Here is a 24,829-nt window from a genome sequence, read left to right on the forward strand (position 1 = left end):
TTGTAACTTCGGTGGTAACTCCAAATCTATTCCTGAAAACGCAAAAAGGGCGGAGAATGAACAAACGTCATTCTCCGCCCTGCATGTAGGGGAAAGCAGAGTCCATGATAGGTCTATACAAAAAAATCCACGCTGAACACAGCGCGGAAATAGACCCGGACAAGTACAATCCCGGAGGCGATTTATGATATCCGCTGTTCTTAACTAAGTACAGGGTTATGGCGCATCAAGAAATACACGTATGCCATAAGGCACAAGCGCACATGAAAGGCCAAACTCCTGAATATGAAACTTGATTAGTTAAGAACGCTCACCGACATCAAAATCTCTCCTTCGAATTGAGGAATATGCCTCCACTATAAACTGGAAACGGCCCCAAAGTCAATCTTAAGAATAAATAGTGGACTTGAATAAGATTGGGTTTTAAAATAACAATAGTAAATTAATCCAATGAAAGCGATATTATACAGATGGATATGCATTCCATCGGGCATTTAAATATGCAGATTCTATACAAAGGAGGATGCTAACATTGCCTAAATATTTGCTGCGTCTGCTCTGTTTTACCATGATTCTCGGAGCCCTTCCAGTCATCGTCATCGGCTCCGTTTCCTATTCGATCGCTTCGCGTGACATTGAACAAAAAGTACGTGAGAGCAATCTGCAGATTTTGCATCAAACCCAAATGCGGGTAGAACAAGTTTTACGCAGCCTGCAATTGTCATCCATCCAGTATGTGAATTCTCCCTTGGTGCTGCAAGCCATGAAGAAGCCGCTGGACAGCTCCGAGTTTCAGGAAATACGCGATCTCACGTCCGGGTTTAACAACCTGCAAGCGGTTACAAACATAGATCAGGCCTATCTGGTTAACCTGGATCAGGACTGGGTGGTCTCCATGAGATCATTTGGAAAATTGGATGATTTCAGTATTCGGGACCGCATTGGCTCCTATCTCACCTATACGAACAGTCTGTTCTGGGTGACGCAGAATGATCATTTGTCTACGGAAAGCATACCGGCTTCGGCTGGAATAGCCGAAGAGTCACAGGAACAGATGCCCACACTCATTTCATCGAATGACGTGGTCAGTATGGTATTCAAGATTCCTATGGTGCCGACGAATGTTAGGCCTAAGGGATTTCTTGTGATTGATATCGCAGATGCGGAGATTAGCACGTTTCTGAGCCAAAATCCGAATACCGGAGATATGTATGTACTGGACCGGGATCAGAACTTTTTTCTGAACGAGCATGGGCAAGAGGAGAAATATGCTACCTTGAATGAGGAAATTCAGGCTAAGGTGGAAACGAGCAATCAGGCAGAAGGCTTCTTTAACGCTGAAGTGGAAGGAAACCAGGTAGCTGTAAGCTACAGGAAATCACCACTCAATGGGTGGCTGTATGTATCAGTGGTATCTCTTGGACAGATCACTGCCCAGTCGCAGAAAATTGCTCTTGTGACCGGGGTAGCTACGCTGGTCATGTTATGCGTGACCGGATTGTTTGCAATCTATGGCAGCCGCCGGATGTATTCCCCCATCTCCAGACTGCTGCAGTTTACGAAGGGACTGGATTCTCCGGTTTTGCAGACGGGCCGCCGTCAGGATGAATTTATTTATATTGAGGAACGTTTATCCACGCTGTTCAGCTCAGAAAAATCGCTGCGGGAACAGATGAAGGGACAGCATGTTCATCTGGAGGAATTTTTCATGACCAAACTGCTGACCGGCAAAATCTCGGAAGAGGATTTCAGGTATCAGGGCGAACGCTATGATTTTCCGGCAGACTGGTCGAGCCTGGGTGTACTTACACTGCAAATTGATACGCTCGAAGGAACCAGGTACGAAGAACAGGACAGGGACCTGCTGCTGTTTGCCGTCAACAATATGGTTGGAGAGCTTCTGCCTGCGGAATTGCGCTTCACCCCGGTTATGATCGATGATGCACAAGTGACGGTTCTGGCTTCAAGGCTGAATGATGAGCTGCAGCTCAAGGAATGGATGCACACCCAGGCGGAATGGATCAGGGAACGCGTAGTCACCTATCTCAATCTGCCAGTAAGTATCGGCATAAGCCGTTCCTATTTTGCCATTGGAGATACACCTAGGGCGTATCAGGAGAGCCGGGAGGCGCTGCAGGGCAGGGTGAGTCTGGGAAGCCGTATCATTTTGCATTATGAAGATATCCAGCCGCGAGGCCAGACCGAGGCAGCCTTATATACACAGCTCAGAATGATCGAGGATCAGCTGGCCTCTGCCTTGAAACAAGGTGATGAGGAGAAAACCGATATGTATTTTACACAGTATCTGGGTCTGCTCGCCGACAAGAAACTGCATTTTAGTGAATATCCCGTCATTATGGTTCAGCTTCTGTCCCGTGTGTACCAGCTTGTACAGGAACAAGGAGGGGATGTGGCCGAAGTGCTTGGCGAGAAGGCATCCATGGCTCAGCTGCTGAAGCTTTCCACTCTTGATGAAATGACGAACTGGTTCCGTAAACGGTTATTTGTACCCGTCATTCGTTTCTGGCGGGAGCAGGAAGAATCGCAGTATATGAACATCGCCCGGCGGATGATCCGATTGATCGAGGAACGCTATGACCGTGAACTGTCATTGGAAGCCTGTGCGGAAGAGCTGAATTTCCATCCTGTTTATTTAAGCCGGGTGTTCAAGAAGGAAGCTGGTGTGAATTTCACTGAATATCTGGCAGAGTATCGAATGGAAAAAGCCAAAACCTGGCTTCAGACAACCAACCTCAAAATATCGGAAATTGCCGAGAAACTAAATTACACCAACCCCACTGCGTTTATCCGAACGTTTCGTAAAATTACGGGAACAACTCCCGGCAAGTACCGGGAACAGCAGCGGTAAAACTAAGCCTGCTCTGCCTGCCATGGCGGGCAGGCTTTTTTATGTTTGTACACCCTGCTGGCCACGCTCCATTGTCCCGGGTTAAGACAGGATTATAGAGGTTAAAACGGGTGCATTCACGCCTGAGATTTCAACGGGGGTAGTGTCGCAAACCCTTGCCTGGCAAGGAAAAACAAGAAGCTAAAACCGGACGATAGCCAGTGATTCGTTTATCCTCCACAATGAAGGCATGAGTTCAGGAATTGAACTTTTGTAATCGTTTCCAATGTGGGGAGGAAAACACTATGAAAGCCGAAACGACGGCTCGGACACGGCCCGCTGCCCGCAGTGACAAAAACCTGCTGTGGAGGGACGTTATCAAAAACCGGTGGCTCTACATCATGTTGATACCGGGAGTGCTTTACTTTGTTATTTTCAAATATATACCCATGTATGGCATTACGATGGCTTTTCAGGATTACACACCGTACAAAGGCATTTTGGGGAGTGACTGGGTAGGACTCAAGCATTTTCAGCGTTTCTTCGGGGAACCGCAGTTCTGGACCCTGTTCCGGAACACGTTTTTGCTGGCGATCTATAATTTGGTCTTCTTCTTCCCGCTGCCCATCGTGCTCGCACTGATGCTAAATGAAGTGCGCCGTGAGCGATTCAAGCGTTTTGTACAGACGCTGGTCTATGTTCCGCACTTTGTATCGTGGGTTGTTGTCGTCGGGGTGTTCTATATGCTGTTTACCACGGAGGGCGGCGCCATCAACGAATTGCTGTACAGTCTGACGGGGCAGAAGATTGCGTTCCTGCTGGAGCCAGGCTGGTTCCGATCCATGATTGTCGGACAATCCATCTGGAAAGAGGTTGGCTGGGGCACGATTATTTTCCTCGCAGCACTTTCCGGTGTAGACACGCAGCTCTATGAAGCTGCACGGATTGATGGAGCCAACCGCTGGCGCCAGACTTGGCATATTACGCTGCCTGCCATCCGCAGTACGATCGTGATTTTGCTCATTCTTCGTCTGGGCAACTTCCTGGATACAGGATTTGAACAGATCTTCCTGATGCTGACGCCGACCAACCGGGATGTGGGTGAGGTATTTGATACCTACGTGTACACCAAAGGTCTGACGCAGGCACAGTACAGCTACAGTGCCGCTGTCGGTTTGTTCAAGTCGGTTGTTGGGCTGGCGCTTGTACTGGGTGCCAACAAGCTGGCCAAAAAATTCGGGGAGGAAGGCGTCTACTAACATGAGCAAGCAGACGTCTTCACCAGACAGGAGTGAACATTAAGATGCAACAGGATAAAACGTGGGGCAACCGAATCTTCGATATCGTCAATCATGGCTTGCTGCTGTTGATCGGAATCGTGACCGTCATTCCGTTTATCTACATTCTGGCTGTCTCGTTTACCAGCCCGCATGAGGTGGCGAAGGGAGGATTCATCCTTTTCCCCAAAGAATTCTCCCTGGCGGCCTATCGCTACATTTTCTCGACAGATACACTGATTCGCAGTCTCGGAGTCTCGATCTATATTACCGTTGTCGGTACTTTGATTAACTTGTTATTCACGTCGCTGATGGCGTATCCGCTATCCAGAAGATATCTGCGAGGACGGCAGCCGATTCTGCTCGGCGTATTGTTCACCATGCTGTTCAGCGGAGGCATGATTCCCACCTATTTCGTAGTTAAATCGCTGCATCTGACCGACACGTTATGGTCCCTGATGCTGCCTACCGCCATCAGTGCGTTCAACCTGATTGTGCTTAAGAACTTTTTTCAGGCCATTCCGGATGAACTGGAGGATGCTGCCAAAATAGACGGCTGTAATGATGTCGGCGTTCTGTTCCGTATTGTACTGCCTTTGTCGATGCCGGCGATGGCCACATTCTCCCTGTTCTATGCAGTCGCTCACTGGAACAGCTTCTTCAACGCCGTCATCTACATCAATGACAGCGAGAAGTGGCCGGTTCAAGTCTGGCTTCGTGAGATTGTCATTCTGGCTCAGAGCCGGATTGGTGACACGAGTATTGAGGAGACGGAGATTCAGCCGTTGACCATTCGCATGGCTGTCATTGTATTCTCAACGATTCCGATCATGCTTGTGTATCCATTCCTGCAAAAGCATTTTGCCAAGGGAGTGATGCTGGGGTCTGTGAAAGGTTGAAATTGATGATTGAATGGATGGTTGCAGAATGCAGCGTACAGCATGCAGTATGCGGAATCAGCAATGTATAAAAGGGGAGGTTTTCATTTGATGAGAGGAACAAAAAAGAAAGCTCTGGCTGTCCTGAGCACACTTGCACTGGTAACGGGATTGCTGGCTGGATGCGGATCAGACGAGGGTCAGGCTGCAGAGGGCGGCGTACAGAACATCTCCATCGCGATTGCACAGGTAGGGGATGTGCCTAGTAAAGGGAATGAGGTTCAGCAAAAAATCGAAGCCTTTACCAATACCAAGCTGGATATCCAGTGGATTCCCGCTTCGGCGTACAATGACAAAATTAATGTCATGATCGCTTCCAGTGATATGCCGAAGATCGTCAAAGTGCAGTACAACCCGACAGTCACAAGTGCCATGCGCAATGATGTGTTTTGGGAGATCGGTCCCCTGCTCAAGGATTATAAAAATCTGTCCGCCCAGAACGAGCGCTTCTTCAACAACATCAAGGTAGACGGGAAAATCTATGGCGTCCCGGTGTTCTCTGATATTGCACGGGCGACGGTCATTTACCGCAAAGACTGGTTCGATAAGCTGAATCTCAAGGTACCGACCACGCCGGATGAATGGTATGAAACGATCAAAACCCTGGCGACTTCCGATCCGGATGGAGACGGGCAGGATAACACGTTCGGTCTGATGCTGTTCAAAAAATACAACGAAGATCAATACTCCTTCACAACGCGTCTAGGCGTAAGCTTCGGTGCACCGAACAAGTGGAAGGTTGAGGATGACGGCAGCTTCACACCGGAGTTCATGACGCCGGAATACATGCAGGTGCTGGATCTGCTGAAACGGTTGTATGATGAGAAGCTGCTGAATCAGGACTTTGCTGTGTTTGATTCCACGGAAGCGGAGAAAAAGTACGACTCCGGCGTTGTCGGCATGCGTGTCGGCGTAGCACAGAACGGTAAGAGTCAGCAGGAGCGTCTCTCCAAGAATGACCCGGATGGGGTTGTGGATATTGCAGGTTTGCTTGGAGCGAACGGCGACCGTGTTGCGGGCCAGACAGGCAATTCCGGCATATTGGCCTTTCCTAAAGCGACCGTGAAATCCGAAGAGGAGCTGAAAAGCCTGCTGAGCTTTTTGGATAAGTTGATGGAACCGGAGATGGCAACACTGCTCATGCGCGGAATAGAAGACAAACATTATACCAAAGTAGGCGAGGATGAAGTGGAAATGAGCGACTTCGATGCGTTCCAGCGTGAGGTGAAGCCATATCGTGACAATCTGCCATACGTCGAAGGTTATAATGTGCCGAAATTGAAGGATACCGAACTGGGGGTAAAAGGAACGGAGCTTGCCAAAGAGCTGGCCGAACATGCCGTTCCGAATCCTGCGCTTACGTTATACTCGCCGACCTATGGTGATCGCGGGGCTGATCTGGATCAGATGATTGCCGATGCGCAAACCAAATACATCATGGGCAAGATTGATGAAAATGGCTGGAAACAGGAAATTGAAAACTGGGCTAATGCAGGCGGAACCAAGATTCGCGAGGAATACGCAGAAGATTACAAAAAACAGGCTCAATAAGCGAGCGGATGCGGAGGGTATCGATGAAGGAAACCTTGCAGTTCACACCGGTACGAATGGCCGATCAGTTCATGGAAAGTTACCGCAATCATCAGCTGTATCCCACCTGGCATTATGAGAACGGCTGCCTGCTGAAGGCACTGGAAGAGCTGTATTATCGTACGGGGGAAGCCAAGTATTACGACTACATCCGGGAGCTGATGGATCACTTTATTCAGGAGGATGGCACGATCCGCTCGTATACCGTTGAGGAGTACAACCTGGACCAGATTAATCAGGGGAAATCCTTATTCTTCTTGATGGAAAAAACAGGTGAAGCGAAATACCGCAAGGCAGCAGACCTGCTCATGGTTCAGCTCAAAGGGCAGCCACGCACGAGTGAAGGCGGTTTCTGGCATAAGAAGATCTATCCTTTTCAGATGTGGCTGGATGGGTTGTATATGGCAACTCCGTTTCTCACGCAGTATGGGGCAGTAACGGGCGAAGAAAAGTGGTTTGACCGGGCGGCTCTGCAGCTGCTGCTGGTGGAGAAGCATACCCGTGATCCGCGCAGCGGTTTGCTGTATCATGGCTGGGATGAGAGCAGGGAGCAGCGCTGGAGTTCGGGCGAAACCGGCTGTTCTCCCCATGTCTGGAGCCGGGCCATGGGTTGGTACGTGATGGCCGTGGTGGATACACTGGATCATCTGCCTGTAGATCATGAACAGCGCGGCCAGATTGTCGGCATTTTTGAACGCGTGGCAAACGCACTTGTGCATGTACAGGATCAACAGACGGGGCTGTGGCCTCATCTGCTGGATCAGCCGGGACGTGAGCGCAATTATCTGGAAGCGTCGGGTACATCGATGTTTGTATACGCGCTGGCCAAAGGTGTACGCAAAGGTTACCTGAGCGGCAAGTTCAAGGAGACAGCGGCTAAAGGATATCAGGGGTTGCTGCAGCACTTGCTGCAAACGGATCGTGAAGGTGTACTGTCGCTGACCCAGTGCAATGGCGGTGCAGGCCTTGGGGGAAGTCCGTATCGTGACGGGTCGTACGAATATTATGTAACCGAGTCGATCCGAATCAATGATCCGAAATCCGTTGCCCCGTTTATTCTGGCAGGTGTGGAGATGGAACTGGCTTAACGCTGGTTCTTTTCTTCAGACAGAATTATGATAGCGCATTCATTCAGGCGAGCTTAATGCTGGTAGTGACGATAATATAAAAGGGAGAGATGGTTCATGAGTCCAAAAGGTCGGGTGTCCCGTATAGGTGGATTGGTTGTCATTGGTGCAATGTCCGCCGGACTGCTTGCAGGTTGTGGAGGAGAAAAGGCTCCAGCCGCCGGGGAAGGCAAGTTTCCCATTTCCATCTCTTTGATGCAGGTAGGGGATGTGCCCGCGAAGGAAAATGGAGTGGAGCAAAAGATTGAGGAGTATACGAATACGGATGTCAATGTTCAGTGGATTCCGCAGTCTGCTTTTGATGACAAGGTGAACGTCATGGTTGCTTCCGGGGAGATGCCGACCATTATGCGCGTGAATTACGTACCGACCACGTTCAATGCAGCCAAAACGGGACTGTTCTGGGAGCTGGGGCCCTACCTGAAGGATTATAAAAATCTGTCTGCCCAATCCGAGGCCTATTTTAACAATATCAAGATTGAAGGCAAAATTTACGGCATTCCGAACTTCCGCGATATCGGACGAACGGCCATTGTATACCGCAAGGATTGGTTTGACAAGTTGAAGCTGGATGTGCCGAAGACGCTGGATGACTGGTATGAGGTGATGCGTTCCATGCGCAAGGATGATCCCGACGGGAATGGCAAGGAAGATACGTATGGTGCGCTGCTCTTCAAGAAATATAACGAAGGCGTGTCTTCTCCGCTGACCCGGATTGCCGTGAGTATAGGGGGTGTGAACAAGTGGGGAGTGGATGATGCGGGCAAACTGACTCCGGAATTCCTGACCACTGAATATGTGGACACCATGAAGCTGTTCAAGCGACTGTTCAGTGAAGGGCTCATCAACAGTGATTTCCCTGCACTTGATCCTTCGGATGCGGATAAAAAAATGGACTCTGGCCTAATTGGCATGAAGCTGAACGGCGTGGCCCAGAACGGCAAGTCATCCCAGCAGCGGCTTACACCTAATGCCCCGGATGGGGTGATCGATGTAGCTCCGTTCCAGGGAACAGATGGTATACGCATCGCCGGAGAGCCGGGGAACTATGGCATGCTGGTAATCCCGAAGGCTGCCGTCCCGGATGAGGAGCAATTGAAAAAAGTGCTCACCTTCCTCGATCAGCTGATGGATGAGGAGCTGAGTACGCTGCAGCTGCGCGGGCTGCTCGATGTGCACTACACCAAGACTGCGGACGGTAAAACCGAACTCAAGGACTTTGACGCTTATCAACGCGAAGTGAAGCCGTACCGTGACAATTTGTTAAGTGTTGAGGGATACAACGTGGCTGAATTGGTTGATGTTCCGATTGGCATGAAGGGCACCAAGATGGCTCGGGAGAATGAGCAGTACGCCATTCCGAATCCTGCGCTGACACTGTCATCGGCCATCTACACCGAGCGGGGTCAGGAACTGGATCAGATGATCTGGGATGCACAGACGAAGTATATTATGGGCAAGATTGATGATGCAGGCTGGGAGCAGGAAGTGACTAACTGGCGAAAAGCCGGGGGAGACCAGCTGATCTCTGAACTGGAGGCATCCTACGCCGAACTGAACGGGAAATAAAGAAAGCGCAGAGTATGCGTTTGCCCGAAGAAGCTGTGTTTTACGTGAATGGACGTGAAGCATGGCTTCTTTTTCTATCACAGGATTATGGTTGGGCAGCGGAACGGGTATAAAAGAAAGGAGCATTCTTTTTCACATCCATCTATACTCAAGCGAGAGGGGAAAGACATCATGATTGAAGAACATGACAAGCAAGACTTAGCTGCAAATGATACATACGAGGGAAAAGATTTGGGGGTAACGATTGGCGCCCAATTCTGCCAATTCAAAGTATGGGCGCCAGATGCCGTTCAAATGGAAGTGCTGCTCTACCCGGCATTCACCGCCGAGCTTCCAGGAGGACAGGGAGGAACCGGGGAACAACGTGCCGAGCCAAAGGAATTCCTAATGGAAAGACAGCAGCAGGGCATCTGGTTTTTGAAGCTGGATGGAGAATGGAATGGTTGTAGGTATATGTACCGTGCCACCTTCAAGGGTGGACGACAGGAGACAGCAGTGGACCCCTATGCAAGGGCAGTTACCATGAATGGTGAAATGGGAGTTATTATCAGGCTGGAAGAGACCGATCCCCAAGGATGGAGTCAGGATGTTCGTCCAGAGCTGAAGAGTCCGGTGGATGCCGTATTGTACGAGCTGCATGTGCGCGATTTTTCAATTCACCCATCATCAGGCATGGTGAACAAAGGCAAGTATTTGGCTTTTACGGAAACAGGACTGCGCGATTCCGAGGGCAATACACTGGGGATTGATCATTTGGCCGAGCTTGGGATTACCCATGTGCACCTGCTGCCCGTGTTTGATTTTGCCACCGTGGATGAATCCAAGGCTGGAGATCGTGCTTACGGTGATTCCGAGGATTCCAGCTATAATTGGGGGTATGATCCGCTGCATTATAACGTTCCCGAAGGCTCTTATGCCACTCGTGCAGATGAGCCTGGTACACGCATCCGTGAGCTCAAGGCTCTGGTGCTAGCCCTTCATCAGAGAGGTATCGGAGTAATTATGGATGTGGTGTATAACCACACGTTTAATACAACCGACAGTTCGTTTGAGAAGCTGGTCCCGGGGTATTACTATCGTCAGAATGCGGATGGCACATACAGCAACGGTTCAGGGACTGGGAATGAGGTAGCCACAGAACGTCCGATGGTACGCAAGTTTATCCTGGAATCGGTGCGTTACTGGGCAGAGGAATACCATATTGATGGGTTTCGGTTTGACCTGATGGGGTTGATTGATACGACAACCATGCGGGAACTGGCTGCGGAACTGCATGAACATGTTTCTCCATCCATCCTATTGTACGGTGAGCCATGGGCGGCCTCGGACTCCCCACTAGGAGAGCGAATGACCCTCAAGGGAGATCAGAAAAGAGACGGAATAGCTGTATTCAACGATAATTATCGTGGAGCGATCAAAGGGGACAGTGATGGAGCAGAGAAAGGATTCGCGACAGGTACGGAGGGAAAGGAAGAGGATATCTGGACGGGTGTAAGGGGAGCGATTACCGATTTTACGGCCAGTCCATCCGAGACGGTGAATTACGTAACAGTTCACGATAATCTGAATCTGTGGGACAAGGTTGTGCATACACAAGAACTGGAAGAACAGCTTGGGTTTATCTCCTATGATGATGAGGGACACATTCGTGGATATGACAGTGTAGAGCAGGCAGTACAGCATGCGAATCCGTATATGCAGATTGATCCGAATCATGTGCTGGAGAATGAAACGGTTCGGCGCTGCTTGCTTGCGAATGGCATTGTGCTGACATCCCAAGGGATTCCGCTGCTTGCGGCGGGGGATGAGTTTTTGCGCAGTAAATATGGCGATGCCAACAGTCACGAGAGTGGTGATGCCGTCAATGCGATTCGTTGGGAACAAAAGCAGCGGTTCAAGCCGGTATTCGATTACTACCGCGGACTGATTCGTCTTCGCCGTGAACATGCTGCCTTCCGGTTGAGAACCCGGGAGGACATTAATCAACATGTATCTCTGTTAAAAAAAGATAAAAGCCTGCTTGCCTATGAGCTATCAGGCACGGCTGCCGGGGATTCCTGGGATCGGATTATTGTGATCTACAACGCGGCAAAGGAAAGCCGAACCCTCCCTATTCCTTCCGGAATGTGGAATATTGTTGTAGAGCAGGGACAAGCAGGTCTTGAACCACTGCGCACCGTCAACGATGGGCAGGTCAGCGTACCGGCGATATCCCTGATGGTCATGTATGCCAATAATTAAATTTTTTCTTATGGTAGTAAAGCACCCTTCTTCGCTGCGAAGAGAAGGGTGCTTTATTTTTTGTTTTTTTGATCAGACAGGTACAAATGCTGTCAATCTGCGGCGCTTGTTTACATATGCTGTATTTTGAAAGCGATTGCTGCAAGGGTTTGACCAAAATCCAGCGAGTGACTTCATGAAAGCCTCTGTTCAACCGATATGTTGAGTACAGACAACCCCGGGTTGACAAATGACGTCCCACTCCGTACCATCGGGACAACACGAAATCAATGGATATAAAGGCGGTGGGAACGATGCCGGAATGGACATCTTTTCGTTACGAAGGCAACGATCTTGGCTTAACATATACTCGTGCTTCCAGTACTTTCAAGCTGTGGGCCCCAACGGCTCAGCAGGTTTCTATATTGGTTTTTGAAAATGAGGGCAGCTACAATGCAAGAGGATGGGTAACAGAACATGAGGGCGGGCAGGCAAGTGACATGACTCGTGATGAAGACGGTATATGGAGCGTGAAGCTGGCAGGCGATTGGGCCGGATTTTATTACATGTATCGCATTACTCACGATGATCAACGCATAGAAGTCGTGGTAGATCCTTATGCCCGCGCCGTGTCGCCCAATGGTCAGCGGACGGCCATTATTGATCTCGATACAACGCATCCACCGGATTGGGAGCTGGACGTGAAGCCTGTTTTTCAGCGGCCGGTGGACGCCGTCATTTATGAATTGCATGTGCGTGATTTCTCCTCCGATCCCCATGCCGACATTCCGTATAAAGGGAAATTTCTGGCCTTCACGGCTTCCGGACTGACCGACAGGGCAGGTCATCGTATCGGGGTGGATCATCTTGCCGAACTCGGGGTTACCCATGTGCATCTTCTGCCTGTGGCGGATTACCAGACGGTAAATGAACTGGAATCCGCTGAAGAAGGCACAACGTTCAGAGCACCCTATAATTGGGGTTATGATCCACAGCACTATAACGTCCCGGAAGGCTCCTATGCTACGGATCCGCGGGATCCGGTCGTGCGAATTCGTGAATTCAAAGCCTTGGTGCAGTCTCTGCATCGCCAGGGTATACGTGTTGTGCTTGATGTGGTCTACAATCATACGTATGGTGTGGACGAAGGTCCATTTGAACGAATTGTACCCGGTTATTTTTACCGCTATCGGACAGACGGCACACTGAGTAATGGATCGGGTGTAGGCAATGAACTGGCTACAGAGCGCCCAATGGTGCGAAAATATATTATAGACTCTCTTTTGTACTGGGCTGAGGAATATCATGTGGATGGTTTCCGTTTCGATCTCATGGGCCTGATTGACACCGATACAATGAACGAATTGACCCGTGAGCTGCGTGAGCAGATTGATCCTGCCATGCTAATTTATGGGGAGCCGTGGACAGGCGGAGACTCACCACTGGATCGCAAAACCCTGAAAGGTACCCAGAGGGGTCAGGGATTTGCCGTATTCAATGATCATTTCCGCAGTGCGATCAAAGGGGACAGCGATGGCAGCGGGAAAGGGTATGTAACCGGAGCAGATGGCCTGGAGCATGAGCTGCTTAAGGGAATTTCCGGAGCTATCGATGACTTTACATCCTCACCTGTGGAGACGGTCAATTATGTCACGGCCCATGACAACCTGAACCTGTGGGACAAAATCGCAACCACGATGAATCTCAGACATGAATTGGGTTTCCCGGCATGGAGAGACGGGCAACCGGTGGAGGGAGGGAGTGCAGAATCGGCGGTAAAGGCAGCAGATCCCTATCGGTATGTGGATGCTGTTGATGTGCTTAACCATGAGATGGTTCGCCGCTCGCTGCTAGCCTCCGGAGTATTGCTAACCTCTCAGGGGATACCTTTTCTGCATGCAGGGGATGAGCTCCTGAGATCAAAAGCGGGAGATCACAACAGCTACCGCAGCGGAGATGCGGTTAACGCCATTCAGTGGGCGAACAAATCCCGTTTCAGACCTGTCTTTGACTATTACCGGGGCTTAATACATCTGCGCCGTACTCATCCTGCCTTTCGCATGATCAGCGCAGATCAGATCCGGAATCACCTTCGCATTCTACGTGCTGATGGTAATGTCGTCATATTCATGCTGCAGGATGGGGCCAATCAGGACACCTGGAATCGAATTATCGTGGCCTATAATGCGACAGCGTACCGGCAGCAGATTCATTTGCCGGAGGGTGACTGGCATGTGGTCGTTAACGATCATCAGGCAGGTACTGACTCGATTGGAACGGTTAGCGGCATTGCTCCTATAGAGCGCTGGTCGTTAATGGTACTGTATGATTTTGAACATGTGGGCGGAACAGAACCGGCTACAATTGAGATTAATGCTCCACGGCAGGTGTATAGCCCAGGTGAAACAGCAGGGCTGCGGGCGATTGTGCGTGACCGTCTCGGTAATGTAGTAGAGAATTGCGAAGTCCTGTGGCGTTCTTCGGAGCCGCAGCGGATTCAGATCGATCCGGATGGAACGATCCATGCGAAAGAGACAGGTGAAGCAGCGATAACGGTTCAATGTGGTCATATCTCTGCTACAAGCCTCTTGCAGGTGGATCATCGTCATGCCGAACGAATTGAGCTTGTCGGTGAAACGGTTCTGTATACGACACGAATCAGTCGCTTCCGTGCATTGGTGCTGGATCAATTTGGGCAGCCGCTTCAAGGGACCGCCATACGCTGGCATTCCTCGAATTCGGATATTGCAACGGTCAGTACGGCTGGAATCGTTCGTGCCTTATCCCCAGGGACAGCGCAAATTACAGCCATGGCTGGCAGCATACAGTCTACGGCGACAATCAAAGTCCACAAGCATGTCTCACGTCTGGTTACGCTTCGTTATGAACGGGAGGATCAACAGTACGAGGGATGGGATGTTTGGGTATGGGGCACAGGAATGGCAGATGGAGCGGTACCCCTTGAACGAGTGGGCAATGCCGCAGAGGCCCGTATTCGTGTAGCTCCAGGCCTGCACCATCTGGGGCTGATTATTCGGCTGAATGAGTGGCAGGCCAAGGATACCTGTGGAGACCGATATGTAGATATTGTGCCAGAAGACGGGGATGTGCAGATTGTTGTGCAGAGCGGTACGGACCAAATGCAGGTTATACGCGAGAGTGATGAAGAGGATAGCCGTACCAGTGCCTGAATCCTCTTGTTAGGTCCGTATAGTAGCTGTAGATAAACCTAGAAGCAGCAGGCAGTCGGAGGGTATTTCCGGCTGTCTTTTTTTGGTACGCAAGGCTTGGATTTTGATGTGAAAAGCGGATGAATTGTACAAGCCAATGTTTGAGAAACAAGTTCATTGGGGTATATATAGATATGGCGCGTGATTTGGCCACAGAAAAAGAAGACCCATTTGGTCTATGAGAGAAGCCGAATGCTTCCCAACACCAATACAAAGTAGGGATCCCTTGAAGGAGGATGTTCAATCATGAAATCCAACGGAAAAATGGCTCAACTTACTGCAACTCCACGAACTGAAAAGAAAGGTGCGGCATTGCGCCTGTTAAGACAAGGCGGACGTGTTCCGGCTGTCGTTTATGGTCCTGAATTTGAAGGGGCCTCCATACATGTGGATGAAAAAGAGATGCTCAAGGTCGCTCGTACAGGTCGTTCCGAGATGTTCAACCTCAATCTGGAGGGTGGCAAAACCGTTCCTGTGCTGATTAAGGATCAGCAGGAGCGCAATGGACGTCTGCTGCACGTGGACTTCTTGCAAATATCCAAAAATAAACCGATCAGCGTAAGTGTGCCGATCGATTTCCAAGGTACGGCTGCCGGCTCCAAAGCTGGTGGTGTGTTCCAGACGCAGGAAACCGAATTGGAAGTCGAAGGACTTCCAGCCGACCTGCCGACTTCCATTGAGGTGGATGTCAGCGGGCTGGACATTGGTGATCGTCTGACAGCTGAAGATATTAAACTGGATAAGGGTTTGACACTTATTACGTCACCCGATTCCATTATCGCATCCGTTATGCCACCACAAGCGGCTGAGGAAGAGCCAACAGCTTCTGCTGATGAGGCAGAACCTGTGGCTGCAGAGGAAGAGAAGGCAGCAGACGAATAAAATAGGGGCGTGGGAGTTCAGCTCCCCTACCCCAGACGAAGCCCGGTCATTATGACCGGGCTTTTTTCAATCGTAGAGATGGTTATAATAGATACAAGTGATACACCGATCCGAAGCGGATCAAGGTCATATTCGCAAACAGGTCAGTATAAGTTCTTAGGAAAGTAGGCAAGTTCATGTTTGATCCAACCGTGTACGACAATCTCAAGGTCGGTTTTGAGAACTATCTATATGATCTCGACAATCTCGATGAGATCATTCACATATCCGACCGGAAAGACAGCCTGGAGATGGCGAGTATGTCCAGAGAGTTCGTGCTGCAGTTCGTTCTAAGGGAGCATTCTGAGGTCAAAGGGGAGATTATACTCCGAAGCTCTCTAGAAGCACTAGCGGCCGAAATATTGGAGTCACCCGGCAGCCAGCCGGGATGTCGGCTTGAACTTCGATTTAGCCAGGAGACTCCTGAGCCAGACAGGCTATGTCCCGCAATTCGCTCCATCATACAAGTGAGCTGGCCAGATCAGCGCATCGTACAAGACATTCATTTTGTGTATGGAGAGGAACCTATCAGGTATAACGTTTCAAGTCATGTGTATTTTGATCGAAATGTGAATGAAGACCAGATGGGAGATATCCCGGAATTATGTGAACATTTGGTGAACGTGTTGAAAGAATTAGTCCAGCTGCATAATTAATCATCCGTAAAGCCCTGTCTCTTCCCACGAGACGGGGCTTTTTTGTCATTTTATTAGAAAAGATAAATAGGCTTACAGGCTTAGGTATAAGGGCTTGTATCTAATATTTTACGCAATAAAGTCATAAATTGTATATTAATAAAGGAGAAAAAGTGCAATTGAACTATACATAATTAGTGAATTTGCGAAATAATGAATGGGACTAAAGATTTATAGATGTACTAAAGGAACTAGTTTTCCTTGCCGATAAAATATCGAAGGGGAGAAACTACATGACAGAGAAATTAATTCGTCTGCTGCGTATACTTCAGGCTATACAAGCGTATCCCGGAATCTCAGCCAAGGAGTTGGCTGCGAAATGTGATACAACTGTACGCACGATCTATCGCGATCTCCGGATTTTGGACAGGGTTGCCCCTATCATGAACGAAGGCTACGGCAAGGGTTATCGGTTTATTGGGAATTTCGCCTTGTATCCACTCGATTTCACGGAGCAGGAGGCTATGGTCTTCTCCATGCTTCCGTCTGTCCTGGATACTTCCCAATTGCCGGCTGAATTCGATGCGGCTTTTGACAAAGTGATGTCGGTCCATACCAAGCTAAAATCAAGAAACAGTGATATCGTGGAGAACATTGCAGGTATCATACGCATGGGAACGCCTGCATACCGGGAGGAAGGAAAAGACCCCAATCTGCTTATCCCGATTATTGAAGCTATTCTTAATCAGGAAACCATACGTACCCGGTATCGAACACTGACCAACAATGATATTACGGTCCGTGACATTGATCCCTATTATCTAATTCCACGCGATCAGCGCTTTTATCTCGTCGGGTATTGCCATCTGGTGCAAAAGGTGCGATTGTTTCGCATGAGCCGATTTCTGGACGTGAATCAGACAGGTACCCACTTTGACAAAGCGGATTTCAACATAGCGCAGTATATGAAAAATACGTGGTCTGTTGATCGAGGGGACGAACATATTCATTTCAAGGTGAGATTTACTGAAAAAATGGCACCCTACATAAAAGAAGAAGAAATGTTTGTTCGTCCACGTATGACGGATCTGCCCGATGGCGGATTGTTATTCGAAGTCACACTAAACAGCAGTCGTGAGTTTCTGATGTGGTTATATCAATTTGGCCCTCAAGCGGAGGTTCTTGAGCCCCGAGAATTTCGAACAGAGATTCGCAAACAACTGACTCATTGGTTGAAGCACTATGAGGAAGATGAATAATTTGATTGATTATTTTAACTTGAAACTTGGAATGAAGGAAAAGGAGAAGAACATGTTATGAACAGTAAATTATTTGCAGCCATGGATCGAATGGAGCATTATCATGGTATCCAGGCATTAAATGTAGATGATACCGTATTTTTGGTTAAAGATCCCAATAATCGTACAGATCATCAGGCGATCAAGGTTGTTATTCCACCAATAGGTACCGTGGGATATATCGTGAACGACCCAGTCTTTGTTCCTCACGGGTGCTGGGCAGGCTCTGGATTTTATGATGTCTTTAACCAGCAGACCTGTGCGAAGGTCCGTTTTGCCATGAAAGATATGATTATTGTTGAGCTCATTGAAATGGTACATGTCCCCATCCCCCAAATGGAGTCATGGATCACAAGCTGGCAGTCACGGGAAAAAGCATAACCAGTCCCTCGCAGCAATTGGGGCAGCTTGGTTATGACTTCTGTCCAATGTATGTTCATTGGCGGATAAGTCTTGTATAAGCTGCTTCGAGATGCATGGCCGTTCGGGACCAGCCAAACTGATTCACGGCTATTGCCCGCCCAGCCTTGCCAAGAGATTCGGCTAGCTTCGGATCCCGGGCAAGCTTCTGAAGACAAGCAGCAAATGGCTGAGGTTTGTCATATGGAGAAACCAGATAACCGCTGCTGCCTGATTCAATAATTTCACGAATGCCACCATTGTCTGAAGCGATCACAGGCAGACCGGAAGCCATGGCTTCAACGTTAACTAACCCGAAGGCTTCGTGCATTTGAGAAGGGCAGACCAGGCAATCAGCGGCCCGGTACAAGTGGTGTATCTGTTCATGGGCAATCTGTCCGAGAAAAGATGATCGTATCCCGAGTTTTCGGGCTAGCAGACGCAGCTTGCGCACATAGACCTGCGGTCCCTTGCCTGCAATAATGAGCTGTACATCAACCTTCTGCTGCACAAGTGCTACTGCGCGAATCAGAATGTCCACACCTTTGCCTGGAATCAGTCTGCCGACATACAGCACAGAAAAGGGTTGTGAACGCTCTGACGGCATGAAGTTAGTTCCATCACTTAGCGCTGGAACGAAGCGGGTCAGATCGGCGCCCAGAGGGATAACATTCATCAGATGTTTCACCGAAGGGAACCTGCGTCCTAATCTTTCTCTCAGCGACAAACTGTTGACGGCGATGCAGTCGGCTTGTCGTAACAACGTTAATCTTGCCGGTCCAGGCTGAGCGAAGGTCAGGGAGTGAAGGAACAGGATTGCAGGGGTGTCAGGCAGGCTCCGTTTGATTCGGGCCAAGCAGCGTGGCCTGTTATCCACCTGGATCAGATCAAACGAATTTTCCTTTAAGAGCCGAATGACGGCCTGAATATATCGATCAGGACTGCTGGATGGAACACGGCGGATCGTAATGCCCTCAAGCTGCTCTTTGGCTGGAAGACCAGGCATTTCGCGGCTAATAATGGTCACTTCATGACGCAGTGCAAGTTCGCGAGCGATACCCAGAATGCTTATTTCAACTGAACCGTTTCCAGGCACAGGTAGTTTCTCCGGTGCGACCATCGCTATTTTCATTGGGCGGCTCCTCCTTGTCCCATGCGCGTATCGAATCTTCGTCACATCTTATGCTTTTACGAAGCATTTTGCGCCTCGGCAGTACCGAAGAAATAGGTATTTGTGATATAATGAACAGGTTGCAAATTACTCGTTACGTGGATAGAAACAGGAGGAACATGATGTTACATTCAACACTGGGCCGCTTCCGATTACTGCTGTGGCTGCAGGGACTTTCATATGTATTATTGCTTTTTGTGGCATTCCCCTTGAAAAATGCAGGGATTTTGCCTCAATCAGTCACATGGTTTGGCAATTTGTACGGTTTTCTGTTTTTGATGTATATGTTGTTTATGGTTAGTCTGTATACGACGCAAAAGTGGCGTTTACGCCGTCCGATCGCCTTATTTTTCATATCGTTTATCCCTCTGGGCAATTTCGTTTATGACTTTTTTGTTTTTCGCAAAATGGATCAGGGTCAAGGTACGGTTAAATAAAGCTTGACTTTGTGTTGTGTTGTGAATATGATGAGAACAGGTTATTTGAACTGTAAGAAATGCACCAACTAAAACTGCATATTCCTGATGTTAAAGGGGAGTAGCTTTCACAGTAAAGTCGTCAGTTCGGGATCACATCCCCGGCTTTATTGGCAGCAATTTGTTGTTAGCGAGACCTTTACCAAGTTTTCATGCTGGGTAAAGGTCTCTTTTTATGGATAAAAAAGGATCTTTACCAGCGATGGTAAAGGTCCTTTTTTTTGTACATCATAAGGATACTAAGGAGGAGTCAAATTTGGATTTGTCATTATTATTGGAGTATGGATGGGTGCTAATCGTCCTAGTAGTCCTGGAAGGATTGCTGGCAGCAGATAATGCTTTGGTGCTTGCGATTATGGTTAAGCATTTACCGGATGAGAAACGTAAAAAGGCGCTATTCTACGGTTTGCTCGGAGCCTTCATCTTCAGGTTAGGTTCCTTGTTCCTGATCTCGTTCCTCGTGGATGTGTGGCAGGTTCAGGCGATCGGAGCACTGTATCTTCTCTACATCTCGATTAACCACATTGCCAAGAAAGTTATGGGCAGCCGCAACAAGACAGATGAAGCAGCCGATGATGCACCGAAGAAAGCCAAGAAACAATCCGGTTTCTGGATGACCGTTTTCAAGGTCGAGGTAGCGGATATCGCTTTTGCGGTCGACTCCATTCTTGCAGCCGTAGCACTGGCTGTGGCGCTGCCACCAAGTGGATTGCCTCCAATTGGCGGGTTGGATGGTGGACAGTTTATCGTCATCTTCCTGGGCGGATTTATTGGTCTCGTCATTATGCGTTTTGCAGCTTCCTTCTTCGTTAAATTGCTTCATTCCCGTCCGGGCCTTGAAGTGGCAGCCTTCGTTATCGTAGGTTGGGTAGGGGTTAAGCTGGCAGTCATTACGCTGGCGCATCCTTCGCTTGGTGTTCTGGATGAACATTTCCCGGAAAATAAAATTTGGAAATTCGGATTCTATATCGTATTGATTACCATTGCGGTATGCGGTTGGTTCCTGTCGTCCAAAGTACCAGCCAAAGAGGATGAAAATCCGATTGAAGAGTTGGAAAAACAAGCAGGAAACTAAGCATGTAAGCTTAACACAAACACCATATGTTGTCGTAAAAATCAGGGGCTGTATGGATACAGACCCCTGATTTTTTAGTATATGCATATCCATGCCAAAGGGTTTATTTTCCAAGAAAAGGGTTGACATATCGAAACGAGTCCTATTAATATAAGACTTATCATTTACGAAGGGAGGCCGAAAGACATGATGGTTGGTTATGATATTCGATTGACACAGATACCAAGTCGCATAGATACAACTGCATATCCAGCTCATCGTCTCTTTGGCCTCTTACGGGCGACATAGGAGAATCGGCATATCTTTTCACTGTTCATTATGCAGGCATAGATATGTCAATCTCGGCTTATATAGCGATGGAGAACAGAGGTATGGCATCTTCATGCCCTCCTGTTCTCTGTAATTGTCATGAAGAAGTCATGGGCGGATGCGTCCATGGCTTCTTTTTTTGTTGTATCGACTGAAGCGGACATGAACCAATGCGATACAAACATTCCTTATTTTGAAAAACAACTAAAAGATGATAAACAGGAAGGAAAAATCACCATTTATGAATACAGAACCTAATTTATTTACGAGTCAAAACGAATTCCCTGGTGGCTATCGGCATGAAGTGAAGTTGCCAGCGGGAGACTTGACGGTATATGCCGCACAACAATTGTTTTCCTCTCTGGACTATAAAGTGTTTGAAATGGCTAACAATAATCTGCAAATTCCTGGCATTTCCTATATGAGTTATACCCCTGATGTTCATGTAGGTGTAGGAACCTGCATCGGCACGACGGCCGTATGGGACGCAAAGACGGGTTACGTATCTCCATCCATTGTTGGCAGTGATATTGGCTGCGGGATGCGGGTGCATATGACCAATCTGCACAGGGATGATCTGAAAGATGTAAAATTGCGCCGCAAGCTGGTCAAGGCCATTGAAAAGGTATTGCCTATGGAGGCTAGTCAGCGAGGGCATTTCTCGGATATCCGACTTGAACACATTGTTCGCAAAGGCTTGCACGGCTTGCCCAAAAAATATATTCCGGACAGTTATACGCCGAAGAAGTCGACTTCCATTACCCATGTGGAAAGCAGCAAATTTGCCTACGATGAGGACGTGCTGAATCTTGTTCCGGATATGACATGGCACCGTGCACACCGTCAGCTGGGTACCTTGGGCGGGGGTAATCATTTCGCCGAAATCCAGTCTATTGAAATCGCAGAGGAAAATCGTGAGATCGCGGAAGCCTGGGGATTGGTTGATGGTCAAATTGTCGTCATGATTCATTCAGGTTCCCGTGCCTGGGGCGGACATGTGAGCCAGACCAGCTCGTCTGCGATTGCCAAAGTGATGCAGCGAAACGGGCTTGGTACATCGGATCCGAGACTGGTTTTTGCTCCATTGGAACACGCCGAAGGCCGTCATTACGTCAACATGATGTATTCCGCGTTGAATTATGCTGTGGTTAACCGGCATCTGATCGCTTACGCTATTCGGGAGGCATTCCGGGAAGTGCTTGGACCCAAATGTGAATTCCGTACATTGTATGATCTGATGCACAACTATGCCTGGGAGGAATCTCATGCAAAAGAAGGCAGCGTATTCGTTCATCGCAAAGGCGCAACGCGTGCGCTGCCTGCCGGGCACCCGGATAATCCGAAACCTTATATGGCTACAGGCCATCCTGCGCTTATTCCAGGATCGATGGGGACAGCTTCGTATATCATGGTAGGTCAGCCGCAGGGCGAAGATAACTATTATTCGATCTGTCACGGTGCAGGGCGCATTCGTTCACGTACTGCAACCAAGCGTCTGGTTACGGTAGAAGATTTTGCATCTGCACTTGGCGTTGGTACAGAAGATGAAATTGTGGTGAATCAGCGATCACTCGAATCGATTATAGATGAATCGCCACAGGCATATAAAAATGTCGATGAAATTATTGATAGTGTTACCGGTGCAGGCCTGGCTCAGGTTGTAGCCAAATGCAAACCACTTGCAGCTGTGAAAGGAGCGAAATAATGATAATACCAAATAAAAAAGTAAATTACACCCAAGCTATCTATGCTTATGAGCAAACACAGGACGACCAGATCCGAATCCAGGGCTATGCGACATATGCACGCCTGATCCGGGGCATTATTGAAGCATTAAGCAGCAAGTACGGGGTTCGTTATGAACTGTTTGCCAGTGATGATCCGAACAACGAATACTGGGAGCTGCTGAAGGAGGATTTGCTGAGCGACAGTAACGAAGTGGAGCTGGTTGCCCGTATTTTCGAGGATCTGGAGCTCCGTACCCTGCATTATGAAGATGATGGTGATGTGCCTACATATGGGGTGCATTATTCCATTCGGAACAATGTGTTTGCATATCCCAAATGGGGGGTTGCACTCGTCCGTATTCCCTTTTTCCGGGATAATGGCATTTACAATGAGGACTTTGTATTTGCGGTAGGCGAAGAAGAACTCAAGCAGTTTCTGGGCAGTGTGCGTGAACGGGAGCGTCAGCAAAATATGAAAAAGGTTACGGTGTATACCGATGCCCGCAATGGCAGTGAACGCCATGTCGAATCCATCACCCGCTCGGTGGGAAGAGACGATGTGGTTCTTTCGCCCCAAATTAAGCAGGATATTTTTCGCTCGCTGGATCAGTTCTTCGAAGCGGATCGCTCCTTCTACCGGGAATATGATATTCCCTATAAACGGGGGATTCTGCTGTATGGTCATCCGGGCAACGGGAAAACAACCTTGGTCAAATCCATTGCGGGCAGCATCCCGGGTCCAGCTGCATACTGGCAAATTACCGAGTATACCAACAGTGAGTCCGTTCGGGAAGTATTCGAGGCAGCCAAACGTCTGGCTCCTATGGTGCTGATCATTGAAGATATAGATTCGATGCCTGATGAAGTGCGCTCCTTCTTTCTCAATACACTGGATGGAGCCACATCCAAAGAAGGTATTTTTCTGATCGGTACAACGAATTATCCGGAGAAAATAGATCCAGGTCTCATGAACCGTGCCGGACGGTTTGATCGGGCTTATGAAATTCCGCTGCCAGATGAAGCACTGCGGCTGCAATACTTGCAGCAGCGGGGATTTTCAGTCTTTGCCGGCGAAGAAGGAACCCAGGAAGCGGCTCGGCTCACCGATACATTCTCCCTTGCACAGCTCGGTGAGTTATATGTCAGTGCTGCACTAGAATGGCATCAGAATGGCCAGACAGACATTGTACAAGTTATTCAGTCCATGCGGGGAGAGCTGGACAAGAGCCATAAGCATAACTGGCTGACTCAGCCAGGAAAAGGACGAGCCGGTTTTTATTAATACTATACACCACCAAATATTATACATCTCAATTGGATATACTACGGTTGTCTGCTCCCACATACAATGACCTTCGGGAGGTACAATTAAGCCGTTGAAGCTATTGAAGGTCGAACGGAAAGCAAAAATGAGTTGTTCCCTTGCTGAGACGGGCTTGTCGTGCGGATATGAAGCATATGAATAAAAGGTAATATACAACAATTTTTAATTCAGTTGTTTAAATGCTTCTGTAGCGGTTAATAGTAGACAGACAACAACAAAAACTTTTAATTGAGGTGAGTAGTATGGGTTGGTTATGGTCATTAATTATCGGTGGTATTATTGGATGGTTGGCAGGTCTGATCGTTGGTCGTGACATCCCAGGTGGTGTTATCGGTAACATTATCGCTGGTTTCATCGGTGGATGGTTAGGCGGCGTGATCTTCGGAGAGATGGGTCCTGAAATGGGCGGATTCTACATCGTACCGGCATTAATTGGTGCCATCGTACTTGTAGCAATCGTAAGCTTGATCTTCCGTTCAATGGGTCGTAGTCGCGGGTAACGACGTTATTGCACTACGAATCCATGGGAAATAAATGATGTTTCCCGTTTATAATGAAGAGGTTGATGAGAAGCCATATGGATGGCTTTCCATCAACCTCTTTTTGTTTTAAGATAGATAAGCAGCGGTTCATAACGAAACCTTAGTTTGGGTGACAAGCAAGGTTTCCTAATAATAGATGAGTGCACGAAGGAG

The 24,829-nt window shown here is 48.6% G+C and carries 19 protein-coding genes; 18 read left to right on the forward strand and 1 reads right to left on the reverse strand.

From position 1 onward, the window contains the following. The first annotated feature begins 532 nt into the window (after positions 1-532). The 12 genes from CHI14_RS16270 to CHI14_RS16325 all read left to right on the forward strand — a co-directional run bounded on the left by CHI14_RS16270 (position 533) and on the right by CHI14_RS16325 (position 18,034). A complete protein-coding gene (locus tag CHI14_RS16270) occupies positions 533-2,869 on the forward strand; it encodes a helix-turn-helix domain-containing protein (protein ID WP_170948164.1) in 2,337 nt (778 codons plus the stop codon). Between the two features lie 284 nt (positions 2,870-3,153). Then, positions 3,154-4,107, forward strand: coding sequence for an ABC transporter permease (locus CHI14_RS16275; protein WP_095289557.1), 954 nt, complete (start codon positions 3,154-3,156; stop codon positions 4,105-4,107). Positions 4,108-4,151: 44 nt separating this feature from the next. Beyond that, on the forward strand, positions 4,152-5,024 hold the full coding sequence (locus CHI14_RS16280; RefSeq protein ID WP_095289558.1) for a carbohydrate ABC transporter permease: 873 nt from the start codon (positions 4,152-4,154) through the stop codon (positions 5,022-5,024). A gap of 90 nt (positions 5,025-5,114) precedes the next feature. Further along, the gene (locus CHI14_RS16285) at positions 5,115-6,614 is read left to right on the forward strand and encodes an extracellular solute-binding protein (RefSeq protein WP_095289559.1); all 1,500 of its coding nucleotides are present in this window, start codon (positions 5,115-5,117) and stop codon (positions 6,612-6,614) included. Positions 6,615-6,637: 23 nt separating this feature from the next. After that, the gene (locus CHI14_RS16290; protein WP_095289560.1) at positions 6,638-7,741 is read left to right on the forward strand and encodes a glycoside hydrolase family 88/105 protein; all 1,104 of its coding nucleotides are present in this window, start codon (positions 6,638-6,640) and stop codon (positions 7,739-7,741) included. Between the two features lie 96 nt (positions 7,742-7,837). After that, positions 7,838-9,349, forward strand: a complete 1,512-nt coding sequence (locus CHI14_RS16295; RefSeq protein WP_095289561.1) for an extracellular solute-binding protein — start codon at positions 7,838-7,840, stop codon at positions 9,347-9,349. A 171-nt stretch (positions 9,350-9,520) separates the two neighbouring features. After that, a complete protein-coding gene (pulA, locus tag CHI14_RS16300) occupies positions 9,521-11,590 on the forward strand; it encodes a type I pullulanase (RefSeq protein WP_095289562.1) in 2,070 nt (689 codons plus the stop codon). 293 nt (positions 11,591-11,883) lie between these two features. Next, positions 11,884-14,760: a type I pullulanase gene (gene pulA, locus CHI14_RS16305; protein WP_095289563.1), complete on the forward strand. Its 2,877-nt coding sequence runs from the start codon at positions 11,884-11,886 to the stop codon at positions 14,758-14,760. Positions 14,761-15,045: 285 nt separating this feature from the next. After that, positions 15,046-15,681 carry a 50S ribosomal protein L25 gene (locus CHI14_RS16310; protein ID WP_095289564.1) on the forward strand — a complete coding sequence of 212 codons (636 nt, stop codon included), beginning with the start codon at positions 15,046-15,048 and terminating at the stop codon, positions 15,679-15,681. A gap of 176 nt (positions 15,682-15,857) precedes the next feature. Next, on the forward strand, positions 15,858-16,376 hold the full coding sequence (locus CHI14_RS16315) for a hypothetical protein (protein WP_095289565.1): 519 nt from the start codon (positions 15,858-15,860) through the stop codon (positions 16,374-16,376). 272 nt (positions 16,377-16,648) lie between these two features. After that, a complete protein-coding gene (locus tag CHI14_RS16320) occupies positions 16,649-17,614 on the forward strand; it encodes a helix-turn-helix transcriptional regulator (RefSeq protein WP_095289566.1) in 966 nt (321 codons plus the stop codon). Positions 17,615-17,671: 57 nt separating this feature from the next. Then, complete coding sequence (locus tag CHI14_RS16325; protein ID WP_095289567.1) at positions 17,672-18,034, forward strand: DNA-binding protein; 363 nt, start codon at positions 17,672-17,674, stop codon at positions 18,032-18,034. Positions 18,035-18,089: 55 nt separating this feature from the next. Here the strand turns inward: CHI14_RS16325 and CHI14_RS16330 are convergent, their stop codons facing one another. Beyond that, a complete protein-coding gene (locus CHI14_RS16330; RefSeq protein ID WP_095289568.1) occupies positions 18,090-19,184 on the reverse strand; it encodes a glycosyltransferase family 4 protein in 1,095 nt (364 codons plus the stop codon). A gap of 161 nt (positions 19,185-19,345) precedes the next feature. Between CHI14_RS16330 and CHI14_RS16335 the strand changes: the two genes are divergently transcribed. The 6 genes from CHI14_RS16335 to CHI14_RS16355 all read left to right on the forward strand — a co-directional run bounded on the left by CHI14_RS16335 (position 19,346) and on the right by CHI14_RS16355 (position 24,634). After that, a complete protein-coding gene (locus CHI14_RS16335; RefSeq protein ID WP_170948165.1) occupies positions 19,346-19,660 on the forward strand; it encodes a DUF3817 domain-containing protein in 315 nt (104 codons plus the stop codon). A gap of 295 nt (positions 19,661-19,955) precedes the next feature. Further along, complete coding sequence (locus tag CHI14_RS16340; protein ID WP_095289570.1) at positions 19,956-20,774, forward strand: TerC family protein; 819 nt, start codon at positions 19,956-19,958, stop codon at positions 20,772-20,774. A 408-nt stretch (positions 20,775-21,182) separates the two neighbouring features. Beyond that, the gene (locus CHI14_RS30095; RefSeq protein WP_170948166.1) at positions 21,183-21,341 is read left to right on the forward strand and encodes a hypothetical protein; all 159 of its coding nucleotides are present in this window, start codon (positions 21,183-21,185) and stop codon (positions 21,339-21,341) included. Further along, the gene (locus CHI14_RS16345; protein WP_249281145.1) at positions 21,325-22,788 is read left to right on the forward strand and encodes an RtcB family protein; all 1,464 of its coding nucleotides are present in this window, start codon (positions 21,325-21,327) and stop codon (positions 22,786-22,788) included. The genes CHI14_RS30095 and CHI14_RS16345 overlap by 17 nt, the downstream gene beginning before the upstream one ends. Continuing rightward, positions 22,788-24,092: an AAA family ATPase gene (locus CHI14_RS16350; RefSeq protein WP_095289571.1), complete on the forward strand. Its 1,305-nt coding sequence runs from the start codon at positions 22,788-22,790 to the stop codon at positions 24,090-24,092. The genes CHI14_RS16345 and CHI14_RS16350 overlap by 1 nt, the downstream gene beginning before the upstream one ends. 284 nt (positions 24,093-24,376) lie before the next feature. Next, the gene (locus CHI14_RS16355) at positions 24,377-24,634 is read left to right on the forward strand and encodes a GlsB/YeaQ/YmgE family stress response membrane protein (RefSeq protein WP_095289572.1); all 258 of its coding nucleotides are present in this window, start codon (positions 24,377-24,379) and stop codon (positions 24,632-24,634) included. The last annotated feature ends 195 nt before the right edge of the window (positions 24,635-24,829 follow it).

Origin of the sequence: Paenibacillus sp. 7516, from assembly GCF_002272715.1 — a bacterium.
Classification (GTDB): domain Bacteria; phylum Bacillota; class Bacilli; order Paenibacillales; family Paenibacillaceae; genus Paenibacillus; species Paenibacillus illinoisensis_A.

Bases quoted from the DNA above. Each gene is read 5' to 3' on its own strand.
- CHI14_RS16275 (WP_095289557.1), top strand. From the start codon at position 3,154: ATGAAAGCCGAAACGACGGCTCGGACACGGCCCGCTGCCCGCAGTGAC.
- CHI14_RS16280 (WP_095289558.1), top strand. From the start codon at position 4,152: ATGCAACAGGATAAAACGTGGGGCAACCGAATCTTCGATATCGTCAAT.
- CHI14_RS16285 (WP_095289559.1), top strand. From the start codon at position 5,115: ATGAGAGGAACAAAAAAGAAAGCTCTGGCTGTCCTGAGCACACTTGCA.
- CHI14_RS16290 (WP_095289560.1), top strand. From the start codon at position 6,638: ATGAAGGAAACCTTGCAGTTCACACCGGTACGAATGGCCGATCAGTTC.
- CHI14_RS16295 (WP_095289561.1), top strand. From the start codon at position 7,838: ATGAGTCCAAAAGGTCGGGTGTCCCGTATAGGTGGATTGGTTGTCATT.
- pulA (WP_095289562.1), top strand. From the start codon at position 9,521: ATGATTGAAGAACATGACAAGCAAGACTTAGCTGCAAATGATACATAC.
- pulA (WP_095289563.1), top strand. From the start codon at position 11,884: ATGCCGGAATGGACATCTTTTCGTTACGAAGGCAACGATCTTGGCTTA.
- CHI14_RS16310 (WP_095289564.1), top strand. From the start codon at position 15,046: ATGAAATCCAACGGAAAAATGGCTCAACTTACTGCAACTCCACGAACT.
- CHI14_RS16315 (WP_095289565.1), top strand. From the start codon at position 15,858: ATGTTTGATCCAACCGTGTACGACAATCTCAAGGTCGGTTTTGAGAAC.
- CHI14_RS16320 (WP_095289566.1), top strand. From the start codon at position 16,649: ATGACAGAGAAATTAATTCGTCTGCTGCGTATACTTCAGGCTATACAA.
- CHI14_RS16325 (WP_095289567.1), top strand. From the start codon at position 17,672: ATGAACAGTAAATTATTTGCAGCCATGGATCGAATGGAGCATTATCAT.
- CHI14_RS16330 (WP_095289568.1), bottom strand. From the start codon at position 19,184: ATGAAAATAGCGATGGTCGCACCGGAGAAACTACCTGTGCCTGGAAAC.
- CHI14_RS16335 (WP_170948165.1), top strand. From the start codon at position 19,346: ATGTTACATTCAACACTGGGCCGCTTCCGATTACTGCTGTGGCTGCAG.
- CHI14_RS30095 (WP_170948166.1), top strand. From the start codon at position 21,183: ATGAAGAAGTCATGGGCGGATGCGTCCATGGCTTCTTTTTTTGTTGTA.
- CHI14_RS16345 (WP_249281145.1), top strand. From the start codon at position 21,325: ATGAATACAGAACCTAATTTATTTACGAGTCAAAACGAATTCCCTGGT.
- CHI14_RS16350 (WP_095289571.1), top strand. From the start codon at position 22,788: ATGATAATACCAAATAAAAAAGTAAATTACACCCAAGCTATCTATGCT.
- CHI14_RS16355 (WP_095289572.1), top strand. From the start codon at position 24,377: ATGGGTTGGTTATGGTCATTAATTATCGGTGGTATTATTGGATGGTTG.